The sequence below is a fragment of the Nonomuraea sp. NPDC050328 genome (assembly GCF_044459405.1).
In the GTDB taxonomy this organism is placed as follows: domain Bacteria; phylum Actinomycetota; class Actinomycetes; order Streptosporangiales; family Streptosporangiaceae; genus Nonomuraea.
Window position 1 is genome coordinate 100,190 of the sequence record NZ_JBITIW010000010.1, and the last position, 19,080, is coordinate 119,269.

General features: G+C 70.6%; 17 protein-coding genes. 7 read left to right on the forward strand and 10 right to left on the reverse strand.

Going from position 1 to position 19,080, the window contains the following annotated elements:
• Nucleotides 1-32 precede the first annotated feature (32 nt).
• Both ACIBG7_RS32415 and tdh read right to left on the reverse strand, forming a co-directional pair.
• Complete coding sequence (locus tag ACIBG7_RS32415; protein ID WP_397338644.1) at nucleotides 33-1,202, reverse strand: glycine C-acetyltransferase; 1,170 nt, start codon at nucleotides 1,200-1,202, stop codon at nucleotides 33-35.
• Nucleotides 1,202-2,230 carry an L-threonine 3-dehydrogenase gene (gene tdh, locus ACIBG7_RS32420; RefSeq protein WP_357922458.1) on the reverse strand — a complete coding sequence of 343 codons (1,029 nt, stop codon included), beginning with the start codon at nucleotides 2,228-2,230 and terminating at the stop codon, nucleotides 1,202-1,204. The genes ACIBG7_RS32415 and tdh overlap by 1 nt, the downstream gene beginning before the upstream one ends.
• Nucleotides 2,231-2,500: 270 nt before the next feature.
• On the opposite strand from tdh, the gene ACIBG7_RS32425 reads away from it, so the two are divergent.
• The 7 genes from ACIBG7_RS32425 (at nucleotide 2,501) to ACIBG7_RS32455 (ending at nucleotide 11,643) form a co-directional block, all read left to right on the forward strand.
• Nucleotides 2,501-3,643, forward strand: coding sequence for an ROK family protein (locus ACIBG7_RS32425; protein ID WP_357922460.1), 1,143 nt, complete (start codon nucleotides 2,501-2,503; stop codon nucleotides 3,641-3,643).
• A gap of 133 nt (nucleotides 3,644-3,776) precedes the next feature.
• Nucleotides 3,777-4,745, forward strand: a complete 969-nt coding sequence (locus ACIBG7_RS32430) for an ABC transporter permease subunit (RefSeq protein WP_357922463.1) — start codon at nucleotides 3,777-3,779, stop codon at nucleotides 4,743-4,745.
• The gene (locus ACIBG7_RS32435) at nucleotides 4,742-5,623 is read left to right on the forward strand and encodes a carbohydrate ABC transporter permease (protein ID WP_357922465.1); all 882 of its coding nucleotides are present in this window, start codon (nucleotides 4,742-4,744) and stop codon (nucleotides 5,621-5,623) included. Before ACIBG7_RS32430 ends, ACIBG7_RS32435 begins: the two co-directional genes overlap by 4 nt.
• A 56-nt stretch (nucleotides 5,624-5,679) precedes the next feature.
• Complete coding sequence (locus ACIBG7_RS32440; RefSeq protein WP_397338645.1) at nucleotides 5,680-7,296, forward strand: hypothetical protein; 1,617 nt, start codon at nucleotides 5,680-5,682, stop codon at nucleotides 7,294-7,296.
• A gap of 32 nt (nucleotides 7,297-7,328) precedes the next feature.
• Nucleotides 7,329-8,504 (forward strand): Gfo/Idh/MocA family oxidoreductase, encoded by a 1,176-nt coding sequence (locus ACIBG7_RS32445; protein ID WP_357922471.1) that lies wholly within the window; start codon nucleotides 7,329-7,331, stop codon nucleotides 8,502-8,504.
• A complete protein-coding gene (locus ACIBG7_RS32450; protein ID WP_397338646.1) occupies nucleotides 8,501-10,396 on the forward strand; it encodes a hypothetical protein in 1,896 nt (631 codons plus the stop codon). Before ACIBG7_RS32445 ends, ACIBG7_RS32450 begins: the two co-directional genes overlap by 4 nt.
• On the forward strand, nucleotides 10,390-11,643 hold the full coding sequence (locus tag ACIBG7_RS32455) for a glycoside hydrolase family 20 protein (RefSeq protein ID WP_397338647.1): 1,254 nt from the start codon (nucleotides 10,390-10,392) through the stop codon (nucleotides 11,641-11,643). The genes ACIBG7_RS32450 and ACIBG7_RS32455 overlap by 7 nt, the downstream gene beginning before the upstream one ends.
• 90 nt (nucleotides 11,644-11,733) lie before the next feature.
• On the opposite strand, the gene ACIBG7_RS32460 is transcribed toward ACIBG7_RS32455, so the two are convergent.
• The 8 genes from ACIBG7_RS32460 to ACIBG7_RS32495 form a co-directional block, all read right to left on the reverse strand.
• Nucleotides 11,734-12,474 carry a putative protein N(5)-glutamine methyltransferase gene (locus ACIBG7_RS32460; protein WP_397338648.1) on the reverse strand — a complete coding sequence of 247 codons (741 nt, stop codon included), beginning with the start codon at nucleotides 12,472-12,474 and terminating at the stop codon, nucleotides 11,734-11,736.
• A 9-nt stretch (nucleotides 12,475-12,483) separates the two neighbouring features.
• The gene (locus tag ACIBG7_RS32465) at nucleotides 12,484-13,074 is read right to left on the reverse strand and encodes a dihydrofolate reductase family protein (protein WP_397338649.1); all 591 of its coding nucleotides are present in this window, start codon (nucleotides 13,072-13,074) and stop codon (nucleotides 12,484-12,486) included.
• Nucleotides 13,075-13,128: 54 nt separating this feature from the next.
• Nucleotides 13,129-14,208: an SPFH domain-containing protein gene (locus ACIBG7_RS32470; RefSeq protein WP_357922486.1), complete on the reverse strand. Its 1,080-nt coding sequence runs from the start codon at nucleotides 14,206-14,208 to the stop codon at nucleotides 13,129-13,131.
• A gap of 1 nt (nucleotide 14,209) precedes the next feature.
• Nucleotides 14,210-14,644 carry an NfeD family protein gene (locus ACIBG7_RS32475; protein ID WP_357922489.1) on the reverse strand — a complete coding sequence of 145 codons (435 nt, stop codon included), beginning with the start codon at nucleotides 14,642-14,644 and terminating at the stop codon, nucleotides 14,210-14,212.
• A gap of 96 nt (nucleotides 14,645-14,740) precedes the next feature.
• Nucleotides 14,741-15,946 carry an Ig-like domain-containing protein gene (locus ACIBG7_RS32480; protein WP_357922492.1) on the reverse strand — a complete coding sequence of 402 codons (1,206 nt, stop codon included), beginning with the start codon at nucleotides 15,944-15,946 and terminating at the stop codon, nucleotides 14,741-14,743.
• A 73-nt stretch (nucleotides 15,947-16,019) separates the two neighbouring features.
• On the reverse strand, nucleotides 16,020-17,123 hold the full coding sequence (gene fahA / locus ACIBG7_RS32485) for a fumarylacetoacetase (RefSeq protein WP_357922494.1): 1,104 nt from the start codon (nucleotides 17,121-17,123) through the stop codon (nucleotides 16,020-16,022).
• Nucleotides 17,120-17,869: a hypothetical protein gene (locus tag ACIBG7_RS32490; protein WP_357922497.1), complete on the reverse strand. Its 750-nt coding sequence runs from the start codon at nucleotides 17,867-17,869 to the stop codon at nucleotides 17,120-17,122. The genes fahA and ACIBG7_RS32490 overlap by 4 nt, the downstream gene beginning before the upstream one ends.
• On the reverse strand, nucleotides 17,866-19,026 hold the full coding sequence (locus ACIBG7_RS32495) for a homogentisate 1,2-dioxygenase (protein WP_397338650.1): 1,161 nt from the start codon (nucleotides 19,024-19,026) through the stop codon (nucleotides 17,866-17,868). The genes ACIBG7_RS32490 and ACIBG7_RS32495 overlap by 4 nt, the downstream gene beginning before the upstream one ends.
• Nucleotides 19,027-19,080 lie beyond the last annotated feature (54 nt).

Genomic DNA, 19,080 nt, shown 5'->3' on the forward strand with positions numbered 1-19,080 from the left:
TCTACGGATTCCCCGCTGCAGATCCTCGGTCGTCAGCCGCGGGCGGTGATGAAGGCCTCGACGGCCCGGTCGACGTCCTCGGCCGAGTGCGCCGCCGAGAGCTGCACGCGGATGCGCGCCTGCCCCTGAGGCACCACCGGGTAGGAGAAACCGATCACGTAGATCCCCAGGTCAAGCAGACGGTCAGCCATGGCGGAAGCCTTGGCGGCGTCCCCGATCATGACCGGCGCGATCGGATGGTCCCCCGGCAGGATGTCGAACCCGGCCTCGGTCATCTTCGTCCGGAACCGCTCGGTGTTGGCCCGCAGCCGCTCCCGCGCCTCGCTCGTGGTCTCCAGCAGGTCGAGGACCTTCAGCGAAGCCGCAGCGATCATCGGCGCCAGCGAGTTGGAGAACAGATATGGGCGTGACCGCTGCCGCAGCAGGTCGCAGATCTCCTTGCGCGCCGACACGTAACCACCGGACGCACCGCCCAGGGCCTTGCCCAGGGTGCCGGTGATGATGTCGACCCGGTCCATGACCCCGTGCAGCTCGGGCGTGCCGCGTCCGGTCGGGCCGACGAAGCCGACGGCGTGGGAGTCGTCGACCATGACCATCGCGTCGTACTGCTCGGCCAGGTCGCAGATCTCCCGGAGCGGAGCCACGTAACCGTCCATGGAGAAGACGCCGTCGGTCACGATGAGCTTGCGGCGGGCCGTACCGGCTTCCTTGAGCTTGGCCTCCAGATCGGCCATGTCCCGGTTGGCGTAGCGGAAGCGCTGGGCCTTGGACAGCCGGATGCCGTCGATGATGCTCGCGTGGTTGAGCGCGTCGGAGATGACCGCGTCCTGCGCGTCGAGCAACGTCTCGAAGACGCCGCCGTTGGCGTCGAAGCACGAGGAGTACAGGACGGTGTCCTCCTGGCCGAGGAAGTCGGCCAGGCGCGCCTCCAGCTCCTTGTGCACCGACTGGGTGCCGCAGATGAAGCGGACCGAGGCCATGCCGAAGCCCCAGCGGTCGAGCGCGACCTTGGCCGCCTCGATGACCTCGGGGTTGTCGGCCAGGCCCAGGTAGTTGTTGGCGCAGAAGTTGAGCACCTCGGCCGAGCCGACGCCGACCGAGGCGTTCTGCGGCGTGGTGATGACGCGCTCGGGCTTGAGCAGCCCGGCCCGCTCGATCTCGTCGAGGGTCTCGCGGAGCTGGCCGCGCACGCTGTCGAACATCAGTTGCTCCAGTCCATGATGACCTTGCCGGTGCGGCCGCTGGCGGCGGTGTCGAAGGCCGCGTCGAAGTCGCGGTAGGAGAAGCGGTCGGTGATGACCGGGGACAGGTCGAGGCCCTTCTCGAGCAGGACCTGCATGTTGTACCAGGTCTCGTACATCTCGCGGCCGTAGATGCCCTTGATGGTGAGCATGGAGGTCACCACGGTCGCCCAGTCGACGGCGAACTCCGCGGCGGGCAGGCCGAGCATGGCGATGCGGCCGCCGTGCGTCATGTTCGCGATCATGTCGCGCATGGCCGCCGGGTTGCCGGACATCTCCAGGCCGACGTCGAAGCCCTCGCGCATGCCGAGCTGCGACATGCCCTCCTGGAGACTGCTCTGCGCGACGTTGAGCGCGAGGCTGACGCCGAGCTTGCCGGCCAGGTCGAGACGCTCGGAGCTGACATCGGTGATCACCACGTTGCGCGCGCCCACGTGCGTGGCGACGGCGGCGGCCATCAGCCCGATCGGGCCGGCGCCGGTGATCAGCACGTCCTCGCCGACCATCGGGAACGACAGCGCGGTGTGCACCGCGTTGCCGAACGGGTCGAAGATCGCGGCGATGTCCGGGTCGACCGGGATGCGATGCACCCACACGTTGCTCGCCGGCAGCGTCACGTACTCGGCGAAGGCGCCGTCGCGGTTGACGCCCAGGCCGACGGTGTTGATGCACAGGTGGCGGCGGCCGGCCATGCAGTTGCGGCACTTGCCGCAGACCAGGTGCCCTTCGCCGCTGACCAGATCGCCGACCTGGATGTCCTCGACGCCGGGCGCCACCTCGACGACCTCGCCGGAGAACTCGTGGCCCACGATCAGCGGGAGCCGCAGGGTGTTCTTCGCCCAGTCGTCGTATTTGCGGATGTGGAGGTCGGTGCCGCAGATCCCCGTCCGGAGGACCTTGATCAGCACCTCGCCGGGGCGGACGGTGGGCTCTGGCACGTCCACCAACCACAGGCCCGGCTCGGCCCTCTCTTTGACCAGCGCTTTCATAGTGAACCATCTTCCTCCAGGGCACCGTGGTGGTGTCCATCGAGGCTTTCTTAACTCCCCCCTCAGATCCGCTTCACGCGCTGGGTTGTCGGGGTTTTGGGTCGCCGTAGGGGGTTCTTGTCGGACAGGGGCAGGTTCCGCCGTACGGGGGGCTTGCCGTATTGGTTGGGTGGGGGTCGGGGCTTCTGAGACCCGCCCCCGCCGCACCCCCGCTTCCGCAGCTCCCGTCGATGGATTATTGAAAGTTGTTTTGTTAAGTAGGATGGTCGGGTGCACCAGCAGAGTGGCGACGCCTCCCTCCTGCGGCGGCTGAACACCGCCGCCATCCTCGGCAGCCTCCGCACCGCGGAGGTGGCCACGTTGACCGAGCTGGCCAAGGCCAGCAGGGTTTCCCGGCCGACCGCCGAGGCGATCGTGGAGGAACTGCTGGGCGAGGGCTGGGCGGAGGAGTGCGCGGAGGAGCCGGGGGAACGCCAGCGGGGCCGTCCGGCCCGCCGGTTCCGGTTCCGGGCGGCGGCGGGGCACGTGGCGGGCGTGGGGATCGGACACACGAGCGTCCGGGTGATGGTGACGGACCTCAACGGCGAGCCGGCCGCGGCGGGCCGTACGCCGATGGCGTCGGGAGCCCCGGCGGACGAGCGGCTGAACGCGGTGTGCGAGCTGCTGAGCCGTACGGTCGCCGAAGCGGGCCTGGAGACCGCCCAGCTCGCCTACGTGGGCGTCGGCACGACGGGTGTGGTGGACGGCGCCGGCCGGGTGGTCAAGAGCATCGTCCTGCCCGGCTGGAGCGGCCTCGACCTGCAGCGGGAGCTGTCCGACCGGTTGCCGGTCCCGGTGATGGTCGAGAACGACATGCGGCTGGCCGTCCTCGCCGAGCACTGGCGCGGCGTGGCCCGAGAGGCCGAGAACGTGGTCTACCTGTTCACCGGCGACCGCGTGGGCCTGGGCCTGCTGATCGGCGGCCGGCCGTACCGTGGGGCGCACGCCGCCTCGGGGGAGATCGGCCGCCAGCCCAACGACAACTGGGCGGGCCTGCGGCACGTGATCGACTACGCGATGGCCGTGGAGCCGGGGGAGCTGCGCGGGGCACGGCAGAGCGCGGAGTTCGCCATCGCGCGGGCCCGCGCGGGTGACGGGAAGGCGCTGGAGGCGGTCAGGTCGTTCGGCCGGGGCCTGGGCGCGGGGCTGATCCCGGTGGTCAACCCGTTCGACCCGGAGATCGTGGTGATCGGCGGCGCCCTCGCCTTCGCCGGTGACCTGCTGGTCGAGCCGATCCAGGAGCTCCTCGACGAGTACTGCCTCTACCCGCCCCGCGTGGTCGCCTCGGGGCTCGGCAGCGAGTGCGTGACGCTCGGCGCGGTCCGGATAGCCCTCGATCAGGCCGAACGCCTGCTGTTTACGCAGACGGCTTGAAAAAATCAGTTACCAAATGGTCTCAGCCAGATCGCTACGCCGCATCAGTTGTCCAAAACGAGCGTATTTACTCTAGTTGCTTGCATAAATGAGCGTTAACCTCCAGGCAATCGTCATGACCTGGAGGTGAGACGTGGCCGCTGCCACGACGGCCCCACCCGTGGACCTGCCGGCGCCGGCAGTGCCCGCGCCGCCGCGCCGGACCCTGCGCGACCGGCTGCGACGCGACTGGACGCTGCTCCTGCTGGCCGCGCCCGGCGTGCTGTACTTCGTGATCTTCTTCTACGTCCCCGTGCTCGGGAACGTGATCGCGTTCAAGGACTACGCGCCCTTCCTCGGGATCAACGGCAGCCCGTGGGTCGGCATCGACAACTTCGTGATGCTCGTGGCCGAGCCCGAGTTCTGGACCGCGGTCGGCAACACCCTGCAGATCACCGCGCTCCAGCTCATCCTCTACTTCCCGGCCCCGATCTGCCTGGCGCTGCTGCTGAACTCGCTGGTCGGCCACCGGATCAAGCGCTTCATCCAGAGCGTGGTCTACCTGCCGCACTTCCTGTCGTGGGTCGTGGTCGTCGCCATGTTCCAGCAGGTCGTCGGCGGCGCGGGCACGCTCACCCAGTTCCTGAACGAGCACGGCGTCACCATCGGCAACCTGATGTCCAACCCGGACACCTTCAAGCTGCTGGTCACCGCGCAGGTGATCTGGAAGGACACCGGCTGGGGCACGATCATCTTCCTGGCCGCGATCACCGCGATCGACGTCAACCAGTACGAGGCCGCCGCGCTCGACGGCGCCGACTGGAAGCGCCGGCTGTGGCACGTGACCCTGCCGGGCATCCGGCCGGTCATCCTCATGCTGCTCATCCTGCGCCTCGGCGACATCCTCAGCGTCGGCTTCGAGCAGATGGTCCTGCAGCGAGACGCGGTCGGCCCGGCGGCCTCCGAGGTGATCGACACCTACGTCTACTACCACGGCGTCATCAACGGCGACTGGGGGATGAGCACCGCCGCGGGCCTGATGAAGGGCCTCATCGGCGCGGCGCTGATCTACGCGGCCAACAAACTCGCCCACCGTTTCGGAGAACAGGGGATCTACCGATGAGGCCGCCGTGGATGGAACGCCCGACCATCGCCGGGCGCACCCTGAAGTTCGTCGTCCTGACCGCCATCACGCTGGCCGTGCTCTACCCCTTCGGCCTCGCGCTCGGCACCAGCCTGACCGGCAAGGCCGAGAGCGTCGCCAACGGCGGCAGCTACGTGCTGTTCCCGAGCGACCCGACGCTGGAGGCCTACAAGGTCATCCTCTCCGGCGGCACGGTCACCAGGTCGGTCCTGATCAGCATCGGCATCACCCTCGTCGGCACCGCGCTCAGCCTGGCCTGCACGGTCTTCCTGGGCTACGCGCTCTCCCGGCGCGGGGTGCTGTTCGGCAAGCCGATCCTGCTGATGGTGCTGGCCACCTTCCTGTTCACCCCCGGCATGATCCCCAGCTACCTGATGGTCAAGGAGCTCGGGATGATCGACACCTACCAGGCGTTGATCGTGCCGGTCCTGGTCAACGCCTTCAACGTGGTCGTCGTCCGGGCCTTCTTCCAGAACCTGCCGGAGGAGCTCTTCGAGGCGGCCCGCATGGACGGCTGCTCGGAGTGGCGGATGATGTGGCGCATCGCGCTCCCGCTGTCCAAGGCGGTGATCGCCGTGGTCGGCCTGTTCTACGCCGTCTCCTACTGGAACACCTTCTTCAACGCGATCCTCTACCTCAACGACCAGACGAAGCACCCGATCCAGGTGGTGCTCCGCCAGTACATCTTCCGCGGCAACGCCCAGGCGGGCGCGGACATCGGCGTCATCAGCAGCCTGCCGACCGCCTCGGTCCAGATGGCGGTCCTGATCATCGCGCTGATCCCGATCGTCGCGGTCTACCCCTTCCTCCAGAAGTACTTCGCCAAGGGCGTCCTCACCGGCGCCATCAAGGGCTAACAGCCCTCCTTCGTCGGTCTGTCAGCCCAAGGGCTGGCTGCGTTTATGGAGAACCAATGCTTTCTCGTCGTGGTTTCCTGGGTCTCGTCGCCGCGGGCGTCACCGTCGCCGGGCTCGCCGCGTGCAGCGGCGAGGGCGGTACGGCAGGCGTCAAGAAGGGTGGCGCGGACCTGTCCAAGAAGCTGCAGCTCCCCACCTTCACCGCCGCCAAGATCCCCACCCCCGACCTGCCCATCGACGCCGGCCAGGACCCGGCGTACCTGAAGTACCCCGAGACCCTGGTCAAGTCGGTCGCCACCCAGCCCGGCGACGGCAGCAAGATCACCGCGTTGACCCAGACCTGGGACGTCGCCCCGCCCACCGTGGACAAGAGCGCCTACCTGCAGGCGCTCAACAAGGCGCTCAACGCCCAGTGGGAGATGAACATCGTCGTCGGCGACGGCTATCCCGACAAGTTCAACGCCATCATCGCCTCCGACGACCTGCCCGACCTGGTGTGGTTCCCGCCGAACCAGGGCCTGCAGCGCGTCCCCGAACTGCTCGAGGCCAAGTTCCACGACCTCACCCCGCACCTGTCCGGCGACGCGATCAAGAAGTACCCGAACCTCGCCAACCTGGGTGACACCGCCTGGAAGTCGGCCGTCACCAACGGCAAGATCTTCGGCGTCGCGGTCGCCTACAGCCGCTTCGGCCAGGTCTTCCTCACCAACCGGGAGTTCTGGAAGCCGGTCGGCGGCGACAACGCCTTCACCAGCGCCGACGACTTCCTGGAGAAGGCCAAGACGCTGATCGACCCGAAGAAGAACAAGTACGCGCTGGAGCCGGCCTACGCCAACGCCGTGCACATGTTCAGCCACTGGTACGGCGCGCCGAACACCTGGAAGCTGGAGGGCGGCAAGCTGACCCACCAGTACGAGACCGCCGAGTACCAGGCCGCCATCGAGTTCGCGATCAAGTGCTACAAGGCCGGCCTGTTCTGGCCCGACCCGACCCTGACCACGATCAAGGAGAAGGCGGCCAACGGCCAGATCGGCGCCTACATCGAGTCCTTCCCGGGCTTCCTCAACGACTCGCGCAGCCAGAACTTCGACCTCGGCGTGATCGTGCCGTTCGCGGCCACCCCGTCCTCGAAGCCGGTCTTCAACATGGCGCTCGGCTCGGTCGGCTTCACCTCGATCAACAAGAAGGTCGACGCCAAGCGCGTCGAGATGCTCCTGCGCGTCCTGGACTTCATGGCCGCCCCGTTCGGCACCGAGGAGAACCAGCTCGTCAACTACGGCGTCGAGGGCACCCACTTCACCAAGTCCAACGGCGACCTGGTCTTCACCGACCGGGGCAAGACCGAGGTGCCCACCACCCAGCAGCCCATCTCCTTCGTCATCGGCTCGCCCGCCGCGCTGTTCATCCCGGGCAAGGCCGACCGCACGAAGCTGATCCACGACTTCCAGACCAAGGTCGCCCCGATGGTCCAGCAGCGGGTGACCACCGGCCACTTCTCCGACACCTTCACCCAGAAGAACGGCGAGCTGTCGACCATGGGCAACGACATGGTCAAGGACATCGTCGCGGGCCGTAAGTCGATGTCGGACTGGCCGGAGTTCGTCAAGTCGTGGATGGCCAAGGGCGGCGCCGCGATGAAGGCCGAGTACGAGGCGTCGATCGCCAAGGGCTGACGGCCTGCCGTACCAATCGAGAAGGGAACGAAGTGGAAGACCTGCGTATCGGAGTGATCGGCCTCGGCCTGCGGACCAACCTGGCGTTGGCCGCGCACCGGCCCGGCAAGGGGTCGGTGGTGTCGGCGCTGTGCGACTCCGACCCCGCAGTGCTCAAGCGGCAGGCCGAGCGGTTCGAGGCGGACCTCCTCACCGAGGACTACCGCGACCTGCTCGACCGGGCCGACATCGACGCGGTCATCGTGATGACCCCGGACGACACCCACGAGCAACTGGCGGTGGACGCGCTGCGCGCGGGCAAGCCGGTCTACCTGGAGAAGCCGCTGCACATCACGGTCGAGGGCTGCGACAACATCCTGCGCGCCGCCTACGAGACCGGGACCAGGCTCTACGTGGGGCACAACATGCGCCACATGGGCGTGGTCCGGCTGATGCGCGACATCATCCGGAAGGGGGTCATCGGCGAGCCGAAGACCGTGTGGGTCCGCCACTTCGTCTCCTACGGCGGCGACTACTACTTCAAGGACTGGCACGCCGACCGCACCAAAACGACCGGCCTGCTGCTGCAGAAGGCCGCGCACGACCTGGACGTCATCCACTGGCTGGCCGGCGGGTACACCACGCGGGTCAACGCGCTGGGCGACCTGATGCTCTACGGCGACCTGCCGCGCCGCGAGCCGGGCACGCCGCGGCCGGAGGGCTGGCTGCGCGAGTTCGAGTGGCCGCCCACCGAGCGCCGGAACCTGAACCACGTGGTGGACGTCGAGGACGTCTCGGTGATGAACATGCGCCTGGACAACGGCGTCATCGCCGCCTACCAGCAGTGCCACTTCAGCCCCGACTACGTGCGCAACTACACGGTCATCGGGACCGAGGGCCGGCTGGAGAACTTCGGCGACGGCCCCGGCGACACGGTCAAGGTCTGGAACACCGGCCCGACCGGCTACCGCGAGGACTGCGACATCGCCTACCGGGTGCCGGAGGCGCAGGGCGGGCACGGCGGGGCCGACCCGGGGATCATCGGCGAGTTCTGCCGGTTCGTCCGCGAGGGCGGCGTCACCGACACCTCGCCGGTCGCCGCGCGGATGAGCGTGGCCGCGGGGTACATGGCCACGATGTCGCTGCGGGACGGCGGCATGCCGTACGACGTGCCGGCGCTCGACCCCGAGCTGATCGCCTACTTCGAGGCCGGTCAGATCCGGGCATGACCTACCGGCTCCGCTACCAGGTCCTGCCCGGCCGCGACCCGCGCGAGCTCGCCCGCTGGTGCGCCGAGCACGCGATCCCCGAAGTCGTCCTGATCTACGGCTCCGAGGAACTGCACTCCGGGCACCCGGCCGGGGTCGGCGAGGACCTGTGGTTCGAGCACGTCGCCGGGGTGAAGCGCGTGCTCGACGCGCACGGGATCGGCGCGAGCCTGAACCCGTGGGTGACCGTCGGGCACGCCGACCGGGGCCGCACGCAGGATCTCGGCTTCGCCCCGATGGTCTCCCCGTCGGGCGAGGTCGCGACCGCGACCGCCTCCTTCGCCTGCCCGGTCTGGCGTGACTGGCTGGCCGGGCACTACGGGCGGTTCGCCGCGCTCGGCTTCCGCGTGCTGTGGCTGGAGGACGACTTCCGCTTCCACAACCACGGCCCGCTGACCTGGGGCGGCGGCTTCGAGCCGGAGATGCTGGAGCGCTTCGCGCTGCTCGCCGGGGAGAAGGTCGGCCGCGCCGAGCTGGTCGCGGCGATCACCGCCGCCGGCCCGCCGCACCCCTGGCGGGCGCTGCTCCAGCGGACCTGGCGTGAGGCGCAGCTCGAAGCCCTCGACCTGGTACGGCAGGCGGTCGCCGGCCGCGCCGAGCTGGGCCTCATGAGCTCGGGCCTCGGCATCGCCTCGGTCGAGGGCCGCGACTGGGCGGAGCTCTTCGACCGGGTCGAGGTGCACCGCCCGCACTTCGCCGCCTACAGCGACACCCCCGGCAAGTCGCTCGCCTACTCGATCGCCATGCTCGAACTCCAGCGCGGCCTGCGCCCCGCCGGGGTCGAGGTGACGCCCGAGATCGAGAACTGGCCGCACACCGAGTGGACCAAGTCCGACACCCAGACCTGGTCGGAGATGGTCACCGCCCGGCTGTCCGGCGCGGACGGCCTGCTGCTCGACGTGCACCCCTTCGTCACCGGCGACCCGGCGCGCTACCCGCGCGTCGGCGCCATGCTCGACCGCTCCCGCCCCGCGCTCGACGCCACCGCCACGCCCGACCTGCAGACCATCGGCGTCGGGATCCCGTGGTGGCCGGACACCGCGGCGCGGATCTGGGGCGACGGCACCCTCGACGGGCTCGCCGCCGACCCGCTGCGGGCCGCCCGCTACCTCCTGCCGTACGGCGTGCCGGTCCGGGCGGGTCTCGCGCCGGTCAGCGCGGTGTTCGGCAAGGTCGCCTGGGGCGTCCCGGACGAGGCCGTCGAGGAACTGCTCGCCGGCGGGGTGCTGCTCGACGGGCACGCGGCGCTGGTGCTGACCGAGCGCGGGTACGGCTCGCTGCTCGGCGTCGAGGTCGAGGAGATCGCCGAACGGTTCACGCCGGCTCGCCTGCCGTACAGCATGGAGCGCGTCGCCGACGGCGGCGCGTTGCTGAGCGTGAACGTGCAGCCCGCGGTGGCCCGGCTGGCGGCGGTTCCCGGGGCGGAGGTGTGGACGCAGCTTCTCAGCCCGCGCGGTGAGCACTGGGGTGAGGGGCGGGTGGCCTTCCGCAACTCGCTCGGCGGCCGGGTGGTCACGCTGGCCGCCTGCGAGCCTGAGGAGCTCGGGCGGTGCGACGACGGGCAGCGCCTGGCGCACCGGGCGGTGCGTTTCCTCGGCGGCGAGTTCCCGCTGGTCACCGGCGGGCCGTTGCTCATGCCGCAGTACGCCCTGGTGGGCGGGCGGCACCGGCTGGCCATCGCCAACGGCTCCGCCGACCCGGCCCGTCCTGTGGTGACCGGCACCGGGCCGATGCAGGCGACCCTGTTGGAGCCGTTGCGGGAGCCTCGCCCCGTGCCCATCCACCAGCAGTCCGGAAATTTCGTGATCGACGCGGATGTGCCGCACCGGGGATATGTGATCGTGGAATGGTGAAGAACGAGCGTCCCTTCGTCGTCCCCGCCCTCCAGGAATGGACCGGCGGGGAGGGCGTCTTCGTCCCCGGCGTCGTCCGGCGCGAGCTCGCGCCCACCGGTCTGGGCGACGAGGGCTACCGGCTGGAGATCACCCCCGACGCGGCCACCGTCACCGCCGAGACCGAACGCGGCCTCATCCACGGAGCCGCCACCCTGGACCAGCTCCTGGCCCGCGGCCCGGTGCCCTGCGGGGTGGCCGAGGACTGGCCGAACTACCCCGTCCGCGGTTACCTCCTGGACGTCGGCCGCCGCTACGTCACCCCCGAGCTGATCCACCGCCTGCTGCGGCTGATGGGCCGCTTCAAGCTCAACGAGCTCCAGCTCCACCTCAACGACAACGAGATCAAGCCCCCGGACGGCGACTGGAACCGCGCCCTGCACGGCTTCCGGCTGCGCTCGGCCGCCTTCCCCGGCCTGGCCTCGCCCGAGTCCTACTCCCGCGCCGACTGGGACGGGTTCGAGGACCTCGCCGCCGCGCACGGCATCACCCTGGTCCCCGAGATCGACGCCCCGGCCCACGCCCGGTCCTTCATCGCCTACGACCCCTCTCTCGGGCACGACGGCGGCGACTCCGACCACCTCGATCTCGCCAACCCCGCCGCGACCGAGCTGGTCAAAGCGGTGATCACCGAGTTCGTGCCGTGGTTCCGCGGCCCGGCCGTGCACTTCGGCGCCGACGAGTACTACCAGAGCAAGGAGCTGTGGCAGCGCTTCTTCAACGACATGGCCGCGCACATCCGCTCGCTCGGCAAGCAGCCGCGCGCCTGGGGCGGCTTCACCCGGCTCTCCCCGACCGGCGACACCACCGGTTTCGACCCCGACGTGGTCGTCAACAGCTGGAACAACGGCTTCTACGGCCCCGAAGGGGCGCGCGGCGACACCTACCCGCTGATCAACAGCAACGACGCGCTGCTCTACCTCGTCCCCGAGGCCGACTACTACCACGGCCACGGCCTGGACAACGAGTGGCTCTACGACCACTGGGAGCCGCACGTCTTCGCCGACGGCGAGCGCCTCGACCCCGGCGACCCCCGCCTGCTCGGCGCCATGCCCGCCCTCTGGAACGACCTCGTCCGCGCCTCCTACCCGCAGGAACGCATGTACGAGCTGATCGAGGACAGCCTGCCGGTGCTGGCCCAGAAGATGTGGAGCGGCTCCAAAGCGGGCCTGCCGTACGCGGAGTTCAGCAGCCGAGCGCGGCCCTGATCGCCGGGTCGTCGAGCTCGTGCCCGGGCCCGTCGGCAGCACCCGGTCCGCCCAGCGCACCGCGACCGGTCCGGCCGAACCGCAGGTAGCTCATCGGCGGCCGATCACCGTGGTGGTCTCGTACTCCTCCGACTCCTCCGACCAGGCGGTGAAGCCCTGCGCGGTGAGGATCTCGACCGCGACGGGGGCCTGGCGGGCGGTGGTCTCGGAGAACAGGTGGCCGCCGGGGGCCAGCCAGGCGGGGGCGTCGGCGGCGACGCGGCGGAAGACGTCGAGGCCGTCGCCGCCGCCGTCCAGGGCGACGGGGGCCTCGTGGTCGCGGGCCTCGGAGGGCAGCAGGCCCAGGTCTGCGGTGGGGACGTAGGGGACGTTGGCCAGAAGGAGGTCGATCCGGCCCCGGAGCGCGCCGGGCAGGGCGGCGAACAGGTCGCCCTCGTAGACGCGCGGCAGGTTCTTGCGGGCACACCGCACCGCGGCCGGGTCGATGTCGGCGGCGTGCACCTCGACCTCGACGGAGGCGGCCAGGGCGGCGCCGAGCGCGCCGGCGCCACAGCACAGGTCCACGGCGAGCGCGCCCGGCCGGGCGAGGGCGGCGGCCTGCCGTACCAGGAACTCGCTGCGGCGGCGGGGGACGAAGACGCCGGGGTCGACGACGATCCGGAGGCCGGCGAACTCGGCCCAGCCCACGACCTGCTCCAGCGGGTGGCCGGCGACGCGGCGGGCGACCATCTCCTCCAGCTCGGCGGGTGAGCCGGCGGCAGCCGTGAGCAGGTCGGCCTCCTCCTCGGCGAAGACACATCCAGCGGCGCGAAGCCGTTCCACGAGAAGCACCGGGGGAGTCTAGCGGCCCAGGTCGTAGGTGAGATGGGTGGCCAGCGCCGAGTGCCGGCAGCGCACCGGCGTCAGGTCGGCGGCGAAGCCGCCGTCGAAGAGCGGGGTGCCTCCGCCCAGCACCACGGGGGCGATGTGCAGGGTGAGCCGGTCGACCACGCCGGCGCGCAGGCACTGCCGGATCACGGTGGGGCCGCCGCCGATCAGCACCGGGCGCTCGCCGGCGACCTCGGCGGCCTGCGTGAGCGCGCTGTCCAGGTCGGAGAGGTAGGTGAAGCCGGCCGGCAGGTCGTCGGTGATCCGGCTGGTCAGCACGAAGATCGGCATGGGGTAGGGGTTCTCGCCGCCCCACTGCTCGCCGTCGTCGAACATGCCGCGCCCGACGATGACCGCGCCGGCGTCGACCAGGTCGGCGGCGGCCTCGGCGTCGGCGCGGGTGGCCTCCTGGCCGGAGGACGGGGAGTCGTAGGTCCAGGGCCCGCCGAAGATCCAGTAGTGCAGCCGTTCGCCGCCCTCGCCCAGGCCGCGTCCGGGCCGGGGGTCCGGTCCGGTCACGAAGCCGTCGAGCGAGACGGTGATGTCAGCGTGGATCCTGGTCATGGCTCCTCCTCGGGTACGGGTGTCGGCGAGACAGACACCCGCACCGGGCGGAACTCATCGCTCGGATTCGTGCCGGGCGCGCTCCCGCTCCAGGTCGGGCAGCGGGGAAGGCTCGGGGACGGCGGAGCCCAGCGCCCGCGGCCCGGTCTCGGCCTCCTGCGCGTCGGCGACGGCGGAGGCGGCGGCCCGCTCCGCCTGCTCGATCTCGCGCCGGGCCGCCTCGCTGGAGTCGTCCCCCTCGTCGCGGGTGGCCGCCGAGCGGGGCAGGTTCTCGGTGAACGCCTTCGAGATGCCCTGCAGCGCCGAGGTGACCTCCGAGGGGATCACCCACATGGTGTTGCCCTGCCCCTGGGCGAGCTGGGGCAGCACCTGGAGGTACTGGTAGGCCAGCAGCTTGGGGTCGGGGTCGTTGCGGTGCACGGCCTGGAAGACCTGGTCGATGGCGCGCGACTGGCCCTCGGCCTCCAGGATGGCGGCGGTGCGCTGGCCCTCGGCCCGCAGCACGCGGGCCTGCTTGTCGCCCTCGGCGGTGAGGATCTGCGACTGCCGCTGGCCTTCGGCGGTCAGGATGGCGGCGCGCTTGTCCCGCTCGGCGCGCATCTGCTTCTCCATCGCGTCCTTGATGGTCTTGGGCGGGTCGATCGCCTTGATCTCGACCCGGTTGACCCGCAGGCCCCACTTGCCGGTCGCCTCGTCGAGCACGCCGCGAAGCTGGGAGTTGATGGTGTCGCGCGAGGTCAGCGTCTTCTCCAGGTCCATGGAGCCGACCACGTTGCGCAGCGTGGTGACGGTGAGCTGCTCGACCGCCTGGATGTAGTTGGCGATCTCGTAGGCGGCCGCGCGCGGGTCGGTGACCTGGAAGTAGAGCACGGTGTCGATCTCGACGACGAGGTTGTCCTCGGTGATCACGGGCTGGGGCCGGAAGGACACCACCTGCTCGCGCAGGTCGATCATCGGGTAGACGCGGTCGATGTAGGGGATGACGAAGTTGAGCCCGGGCTTGAGCGTGCGGTGATAGCGGCCCAGGCGCTCGACGTTGCGCGCGCGGGCCTGAGGCACGATGCGCACCGAGCGCAGCACCGTGATGGCGGCGAAGAGGATGAGCAGGATCCCCACGATCAGGAGGGCGTCCATATCAGTACTCCCGTGGATAGACGAGGGCGGTGGCGCCCTCGATCTCGATGACGTCGACGGCCGTGCCCGCAGGGATGACCAACGTCTCGTCATAGGCGCGTGCCGACCACTCCTCGCCCCCGATGCGCACCCTGCCCTCGCGTCCGGTGACCTCCTGGACGACGTAGGCGGGCTTGCCGACGAGCGCCTCGACCCCGAAGCGCTGGAGTTGTGGCTGGCGGATGTGGCGCATGGCGATCGGGCGGATCACCAGGATCCCCGCCGCGGAGGACAGGGCGAACACCAGAAGTTGCACGGGAACGGGCAGGCCGAGCGCGGCCACGCCCGCGGTGAGCAGCGCCGCGGTGCCGAGCAGGCCGAGCGCGGCGGTCAGGGTGAAGAGCTCGGCGATGCCCAGCACCACCGCGAGGACTAGCCAGATGATCCATTCATCCATGGGTCGGCCCTCCTGAAGGAAGAACGGACCTGCCTTCGCAGTTGGTTCCCCACTGTCCACCGTATGCCCTGCGCAGGGCTGATCCCAGAACGGATATCAACTCGTAGTGGTCGGGGGTGGCGGCGCGGGCTCGACCCAGCCGTTCTTGGGCGCCGGGTCGTACAGCGCGCTGCCCTGGATCCACTTGTCCCACGGCAGTTGCCAGAAGCCCCAGCCGTTGTGCCATTCGAGCTCGCGGTCGGTGCCGGTGATGGTGACCGGGTCGCCGCGCAGGGAGCTGTCGAAGAACCAGGCGGCCTGGTCGGGGCGGGAGTTGATGCAGCCGTGGCTGACGTTGACCCGGCCCTGCGCCCACACGTTGTCCTTGGCGTGGACGTACTCGCCGCTGTTGGAGATGCGCACGGCGTGGTCGATCAGCACGTCGTAGAAGCCGGGGTCGCCCTTCGTGCGGCCCGGCGAGATCATCCGGACCGGGTGGCCCTTCTCCATGGTGAGGTGCACGCCGCTGGTGGTGGTGTACTCCCTGGTGGTGGCCATGCCCGCGCTGATCGCCATGCGCTGCACGACGCGGCCCTCGCGGCGCACGGTCATCTGCTTGGTGATCGTGCTGACCGTGCTGATCTGCTTGCGGCCGACCGCGAACTCCAGCTCGTGGTCGGCGGTGCCGAACACGCCGGGGGCGGCCCGCACGCCCGTCAGGTGGGCGACGACGCGGACCGGCTGGCGGGGGGCCCAGTAGTGCCGGGTGCGGTAGACGGCCTGCTGGTCGCTCACCCAGCGCCAGGCGCCCTCGACCGGGGTGGCGGCACGCACTTCGAGGGCCCGCTCGACCGCGGCGCGGTCGCGGATCGGCCGGTCGAAGGTGACGATGATCGGCATGCCCACGCCCACGGTCTCGCCCGGCGCCGGCACCACCGAGGCGATCTTGAAGGTCTCGGGGGCGGGCCGGGTGCGGAAGCGGCCCGCGGCCAGCGTCGAGACCTGGCCGCCGGCCGCCTTGGCGGTCACCGAGTACTCCGTGCCCGGGGCGAGGGTCCAGTCGGAGCGCCACGTCGTGCCGGTCGGGTCGAGCCGGCCGGGCACCGGCGTGCCGCCCGCGTGCGCCTGCACCTGGGCCAGCGTGCCGCCCTGCGCGCGGATCACCAGCCCGCGGTCGGGCCGGGCCCGCTGGCTGTCGAAGGCCGGCCAGACGGTGACCACGGGCGGGGGCGCCTGCGGCGTCTCGGCGGTGACCGAACTGCATGCGGTGAGGGCGACGCAGCAAGCCGCGGCGAAGACCGCGCCGAGCCGGGGCACGCGCATCTGCTCTCCTGTTGTCAAAGACCGGGGAGAGACCAGAGTAGCGGCATGTCACGACTCGGGCACGCGGAGTCACCTATACGATTTTTCCGGACACCTCGCCCAGCGACAGCTCGCCGATCCGCGCCGACAGCGTCACCACGTCGCCGTCCTCCAGGAAGGTGCGCACCGATCCGTCGGCCAGCTTGATCGGCTCGCTGCCGTTCCAGGTCAGCTCGATCAGCGAACCGCGCTGCTCCCGCTCCGGCCCGGAGATCGTCCCGCTGCCGAACAGGTCGCCGGTGCGCAGCGAGGCGCCGTTCACCGTCAGGTGCGCGAGCATCTGGTCCGGCGTCCAGTACATGCTCGCGTACGGCGGGCGGCTCACGACCTCGCCGTTGAGCGAGACCTCCACCTCGATGTCGAAGCCCCAGTCCGCCTTGCGCTCCAGGTAGGGCAGCGGCTCCGGGCTCTGGGCCCGGCCGGGGATCCGCGGCAGCGCCTCCAGCGGCGTGATCCACGGCGAGATCGAGGTGGCGAACGACTTGCCCAGGAACGGCCCGAGCGGCACGTACTCCCACGCCTGGATGTCGCGCGCGCTCCAGTCGTTGAGCAGCGTCACGCCGAACACGTGGTCCTCGAAGGCGCCCGCCGGGCTGCCCAGCTCGGACGGCACGCCCACCACGAAGCCCAGCTCCGCCTCGATGTCCAGCTTCGCGCACGCCCCGAAGACGCCCGCGCGGAGCTGGCCGTGCGGGCGGCGCACCGGCGTGCCCGACACCACGACGGTGCCCGAACGGCCGTGGTAGCCCACCGGCAGGTGCCGCCAGTTCGGCAGCAGCGGCTCGGCGTCGGGGCGGAAGATCCGCCCGATGTTGGAGGCGTGGTCCAGCGAGCAGTAGAAGTCGACGTAGTCGGCCACCTCGATGGGCAGGTGCAGGCTCACCTGGTCCAGCGGGACGAGGTGCTCCTCCACCAGCGAGCGCGAGGAGGCCAGCTTCTCCTGGATCACCGCGCGGGTGTCGTGCCAGGCCGTGCGCCCGCGCGCCATGAACGCGTTGAGGCTCCCGGTCGCGAACACCTCGTCGTGCAGCGCCGCGGCCAGGTCGAGGACCCGGTCCTCGAAGCGCACGCCGACCCGCGGCGCCTGGCCGGGACGCGAGAAGACGCCGTAGGGCAGGTTGTCGATTCCCCAGCTCATTGCTTGTCCACCAGTCCTAGTGCGATCAGGTCCTCCACCGGCGCGCTGGTGCTGCAGGAGCCGTAGGAGACCAGCAGCCGCCGCGCCTGCTCGGCCGTCTCGTCCGGTACGGCTTGCGCCAGCCGTACCAGGCCGCCGACGTCGGTTGAGGTCAGCACCGGCACGGGGTCGCGCCCCTCGACAGCCTCGCAGACGGCGAGCACGAGGTTGAGGAAGCCGTGCCGGTCGACGCCGAGCGCGGGGTCGAAGTGCCGCACCGCGTGGTGCAGCCCGGCGGTGGCCTTGAAGCGGATGCCGCGCTCGGCGCAGTGCGTGACGAAGCCGCCGAGCGCCTGCGCGGTGGGGAAGGCCTCGGCGGTCAGGCCGCCGCAGCGCACCTTGAGCCCGGCGCCGTCCGGCAGCTCGACGGGCAGCCGTTCGGGGGCGACCTCGACGAACACCGCGGGTCCTGCGGGCAGGGCGGGCAGGACGCCGTCCGGCGGGAGCCGTACCTCGACCAGGTCCACGGGCAGGCCGTCGAGCGCGGGCGGCTCGGCGGTGTCCATGATCAGGCCGATGCGGCCGGGCCGTACCGGGGCGGCACGCAGGTCGTCGAGGCGGCCGGCCGGGCACAGGAAGCGGTGGGTGAGCACCGGGCTGCCCGCGGCGCGGTCGCTCGCGTGCCGCTCCAGCGCCTCCGGCAGCGGCAACGCGGTCGGCGGGAACAGGCCGGCGTCGTCCACCAGGGCCTGGAACAGCCGGTTCATCGGGCCCAGGTCCAGGCGTAGCCCGGGTCCTCGCACGACAGCGCGCCCTGGCCGAGGTCGAGCGGGCGGAAGGTGTCGACCATGACCGCCATCTCGCTGGTGTGCGTCGCGCCGGCCTCGATGACCGCCTCGACCGCGCCGGGCTGCGGGCCATGGGTGAAGCCGGCCGGGTGCAGCGAGATCGAGCCGACGTCGATGCCGGAGCCGGCGCGGGCGGAGTAGTCGCCGCCGACGTAGAACATGAACTCGTCGGAGTCGACGTTGTGGTGGTTGTAGGGGATCGGCACTGCCTCGGGGTGGAAGTCGAGCGGGCGCGGCATGAACGAGCAGACCACGAAGCCGGGCCCCTCGAAGGTCTGGTGCACCGGCGGCGGCGCGTGGGTCTTCTTCACCACGGGCTCGAAGTCGTCGATGTTGAAGACGAACGGGTAGAGGCAGCCGTCCCAGCCGACCACGTCGAAGGGGTGGTTGCGGTAGACCAGCCGGGTGAGGCCGCCACGGGTGCGGACCAGCACAGGCACCTCCTCGCCCTCGACGATGAGCGGCTGGTCCGGGGCGCGGAAGTCGCGCTCGGAGTAGGGCGCGTGCTCCAGGAGCTGGCCGAACTGCGACAGGTAGCGCCGGGGCGGGCGGATGTGCCCGGCGGCCTCGATGACCAGGGCGTTGACCCGGCCCTTGGGCACCCAGCGGTGGATCGTGCCGGTCGGGATGACGACGTAGTCGCCCGCGCCGACCTCAAGGGCTCCGTAGCTGGACTCGAAGCGCGCCGAGCCGGCCTGGATGTAGACGCACTCGTCGCCCTTGGAGTTGCGGTAGAGCTCGCTGGGCTGGTCGGTGGTCGCGTACGACAACCGGACGTCGTTGTTGCCGCTGAGCATCATCCGCCCGGTGACCAGGTCGCCCTGGGAGGCGAGGTCCTGGGTGCGGAAGTGCCGGGGGGAGAGCGGCAGGTTGGGCTGGAGCGTCTCGGACAGCAGCGGCTCGACCGCCTCGGCCTTGACGATCGCGGTGGGCAGGTAGCGGTGGTAGAGGAGCGAGGAGTCGGAGGAGAAGCCTTCCTCGCCCATCAGCTCCTCGGCGTAGAGCCCGCCGTCCGGCCGGCGGAACTGCACGTGGCGCTTGCGCGGGACCTCGCCCACGAGACGGTAGTGCGGCATCTGCCCTCCTCCAGCGCGTCCGCTTAGCGGACGCTTATGTCCTCTATAAGGACC

What these genes read in the sequence shown, in the direction of transcription:
- ACIBG7_RS32435 (WP_357922465.1), top strand. Translation starts at nt 4,742, where the DNA reads ATGAGGCCGCCGTGGATGGAACGCCCGACCATCGCCGGGCGCACCCTG.
- ACIBG7_RS32480 (WP_357922492.1), bottom strand. Translation starts at nt 15,946, where the DNA reads ATGCGCGTGCCCCGGCTCGGCGCGGTCTTCGCCGCGGCTTGCTGCGTC.
- ACIBG7_RS32455 (WP_397338647.1), top strand. Translation starts at nt 10,390, where the DNA reads ATGGTGAAGAACGAGCGTCCCTTCGTCGTCCCCGCCCTCCAGGAATGG.
- tdh (WP_357922458.1), bottom strand. Translation starts at nt 2,230, where the DNA reads ATGAAAGCGCTGGTCAAAGAGAGGGCCGAGCCGGGCCTGTGGTTGGTG.
- fahA (WP_357922494.1), bottom strand. Translation starts at nt 17,123, where the DNA reads ATGAGCTGGGGAATCGACAACCTGCCCTACGGCGTCTTCTCGCGTCCC.
- ACIBG7_RS32465 (WP_397338649.1), bottom strand. Translation starts at nt 13,074, where the DNA reads ATGACCAGGATCCACGCTGACATCACCGTCTCGCTCGACGGCTTCGTG.
- ACIBG7_RS32490 (WP_357922497.1), bottom strand. Translation starts at nt 17,869, where the DNA reads ATGAACCGGCTGTTCCAGGCCCTGGTGGACGACGCCGGCCTGTTCCCG.
- ACIBG7_RS32495 (WP_397338650.1), bottom strand. Translation starts at nt 19,026, where the DNA reads ATGCCGCACTACCGTCTCGTGGGCGAGGTCCCGCGCAAGCGCCACGTG.
- ACIBG7_RS32415 (WP_397338644.1), bottom strand. Translation starts at nt 1,202, where the DNA reads ATGTTCGACAGCGTGCGCGGCCAGCTCCGCGAGACCCTCGACGAGATC.
- ACIBG7_RS32450 (WP_397338646.1), top strand. Translation starts at nt 8,501, where the DNA reads ATGACCTACCGGCTCCGCTACCAGGTCCTGCCCGGCCGCGACCCGCGC.
- ACIBG7_RS32475 (WP_357922489.1), bottom strand. Translation starts at nt 14,644, where the DNA reads ATGGATGAATGGATCATCTGGCTAGTCCTCGCGGTGGTGCTGGGCATC.
- ACIBG7_RS32440 (WP_397338645.1), top strand. Translation starts at nt 5,680, where the DNA reads ATGCTTTCTCGTCGTGGTTTCCTGGGTCTCGTCGCCGCGGGCGTCACC.
- ACIBG7_RS32470 (WP_357922486.1), bottom strand. Translation starts at nt 14,208, where the DNA reads ATGGACGCCCTCCTGATCGTGGGGATCCTGCTCATCCTCTTCGCCGCC.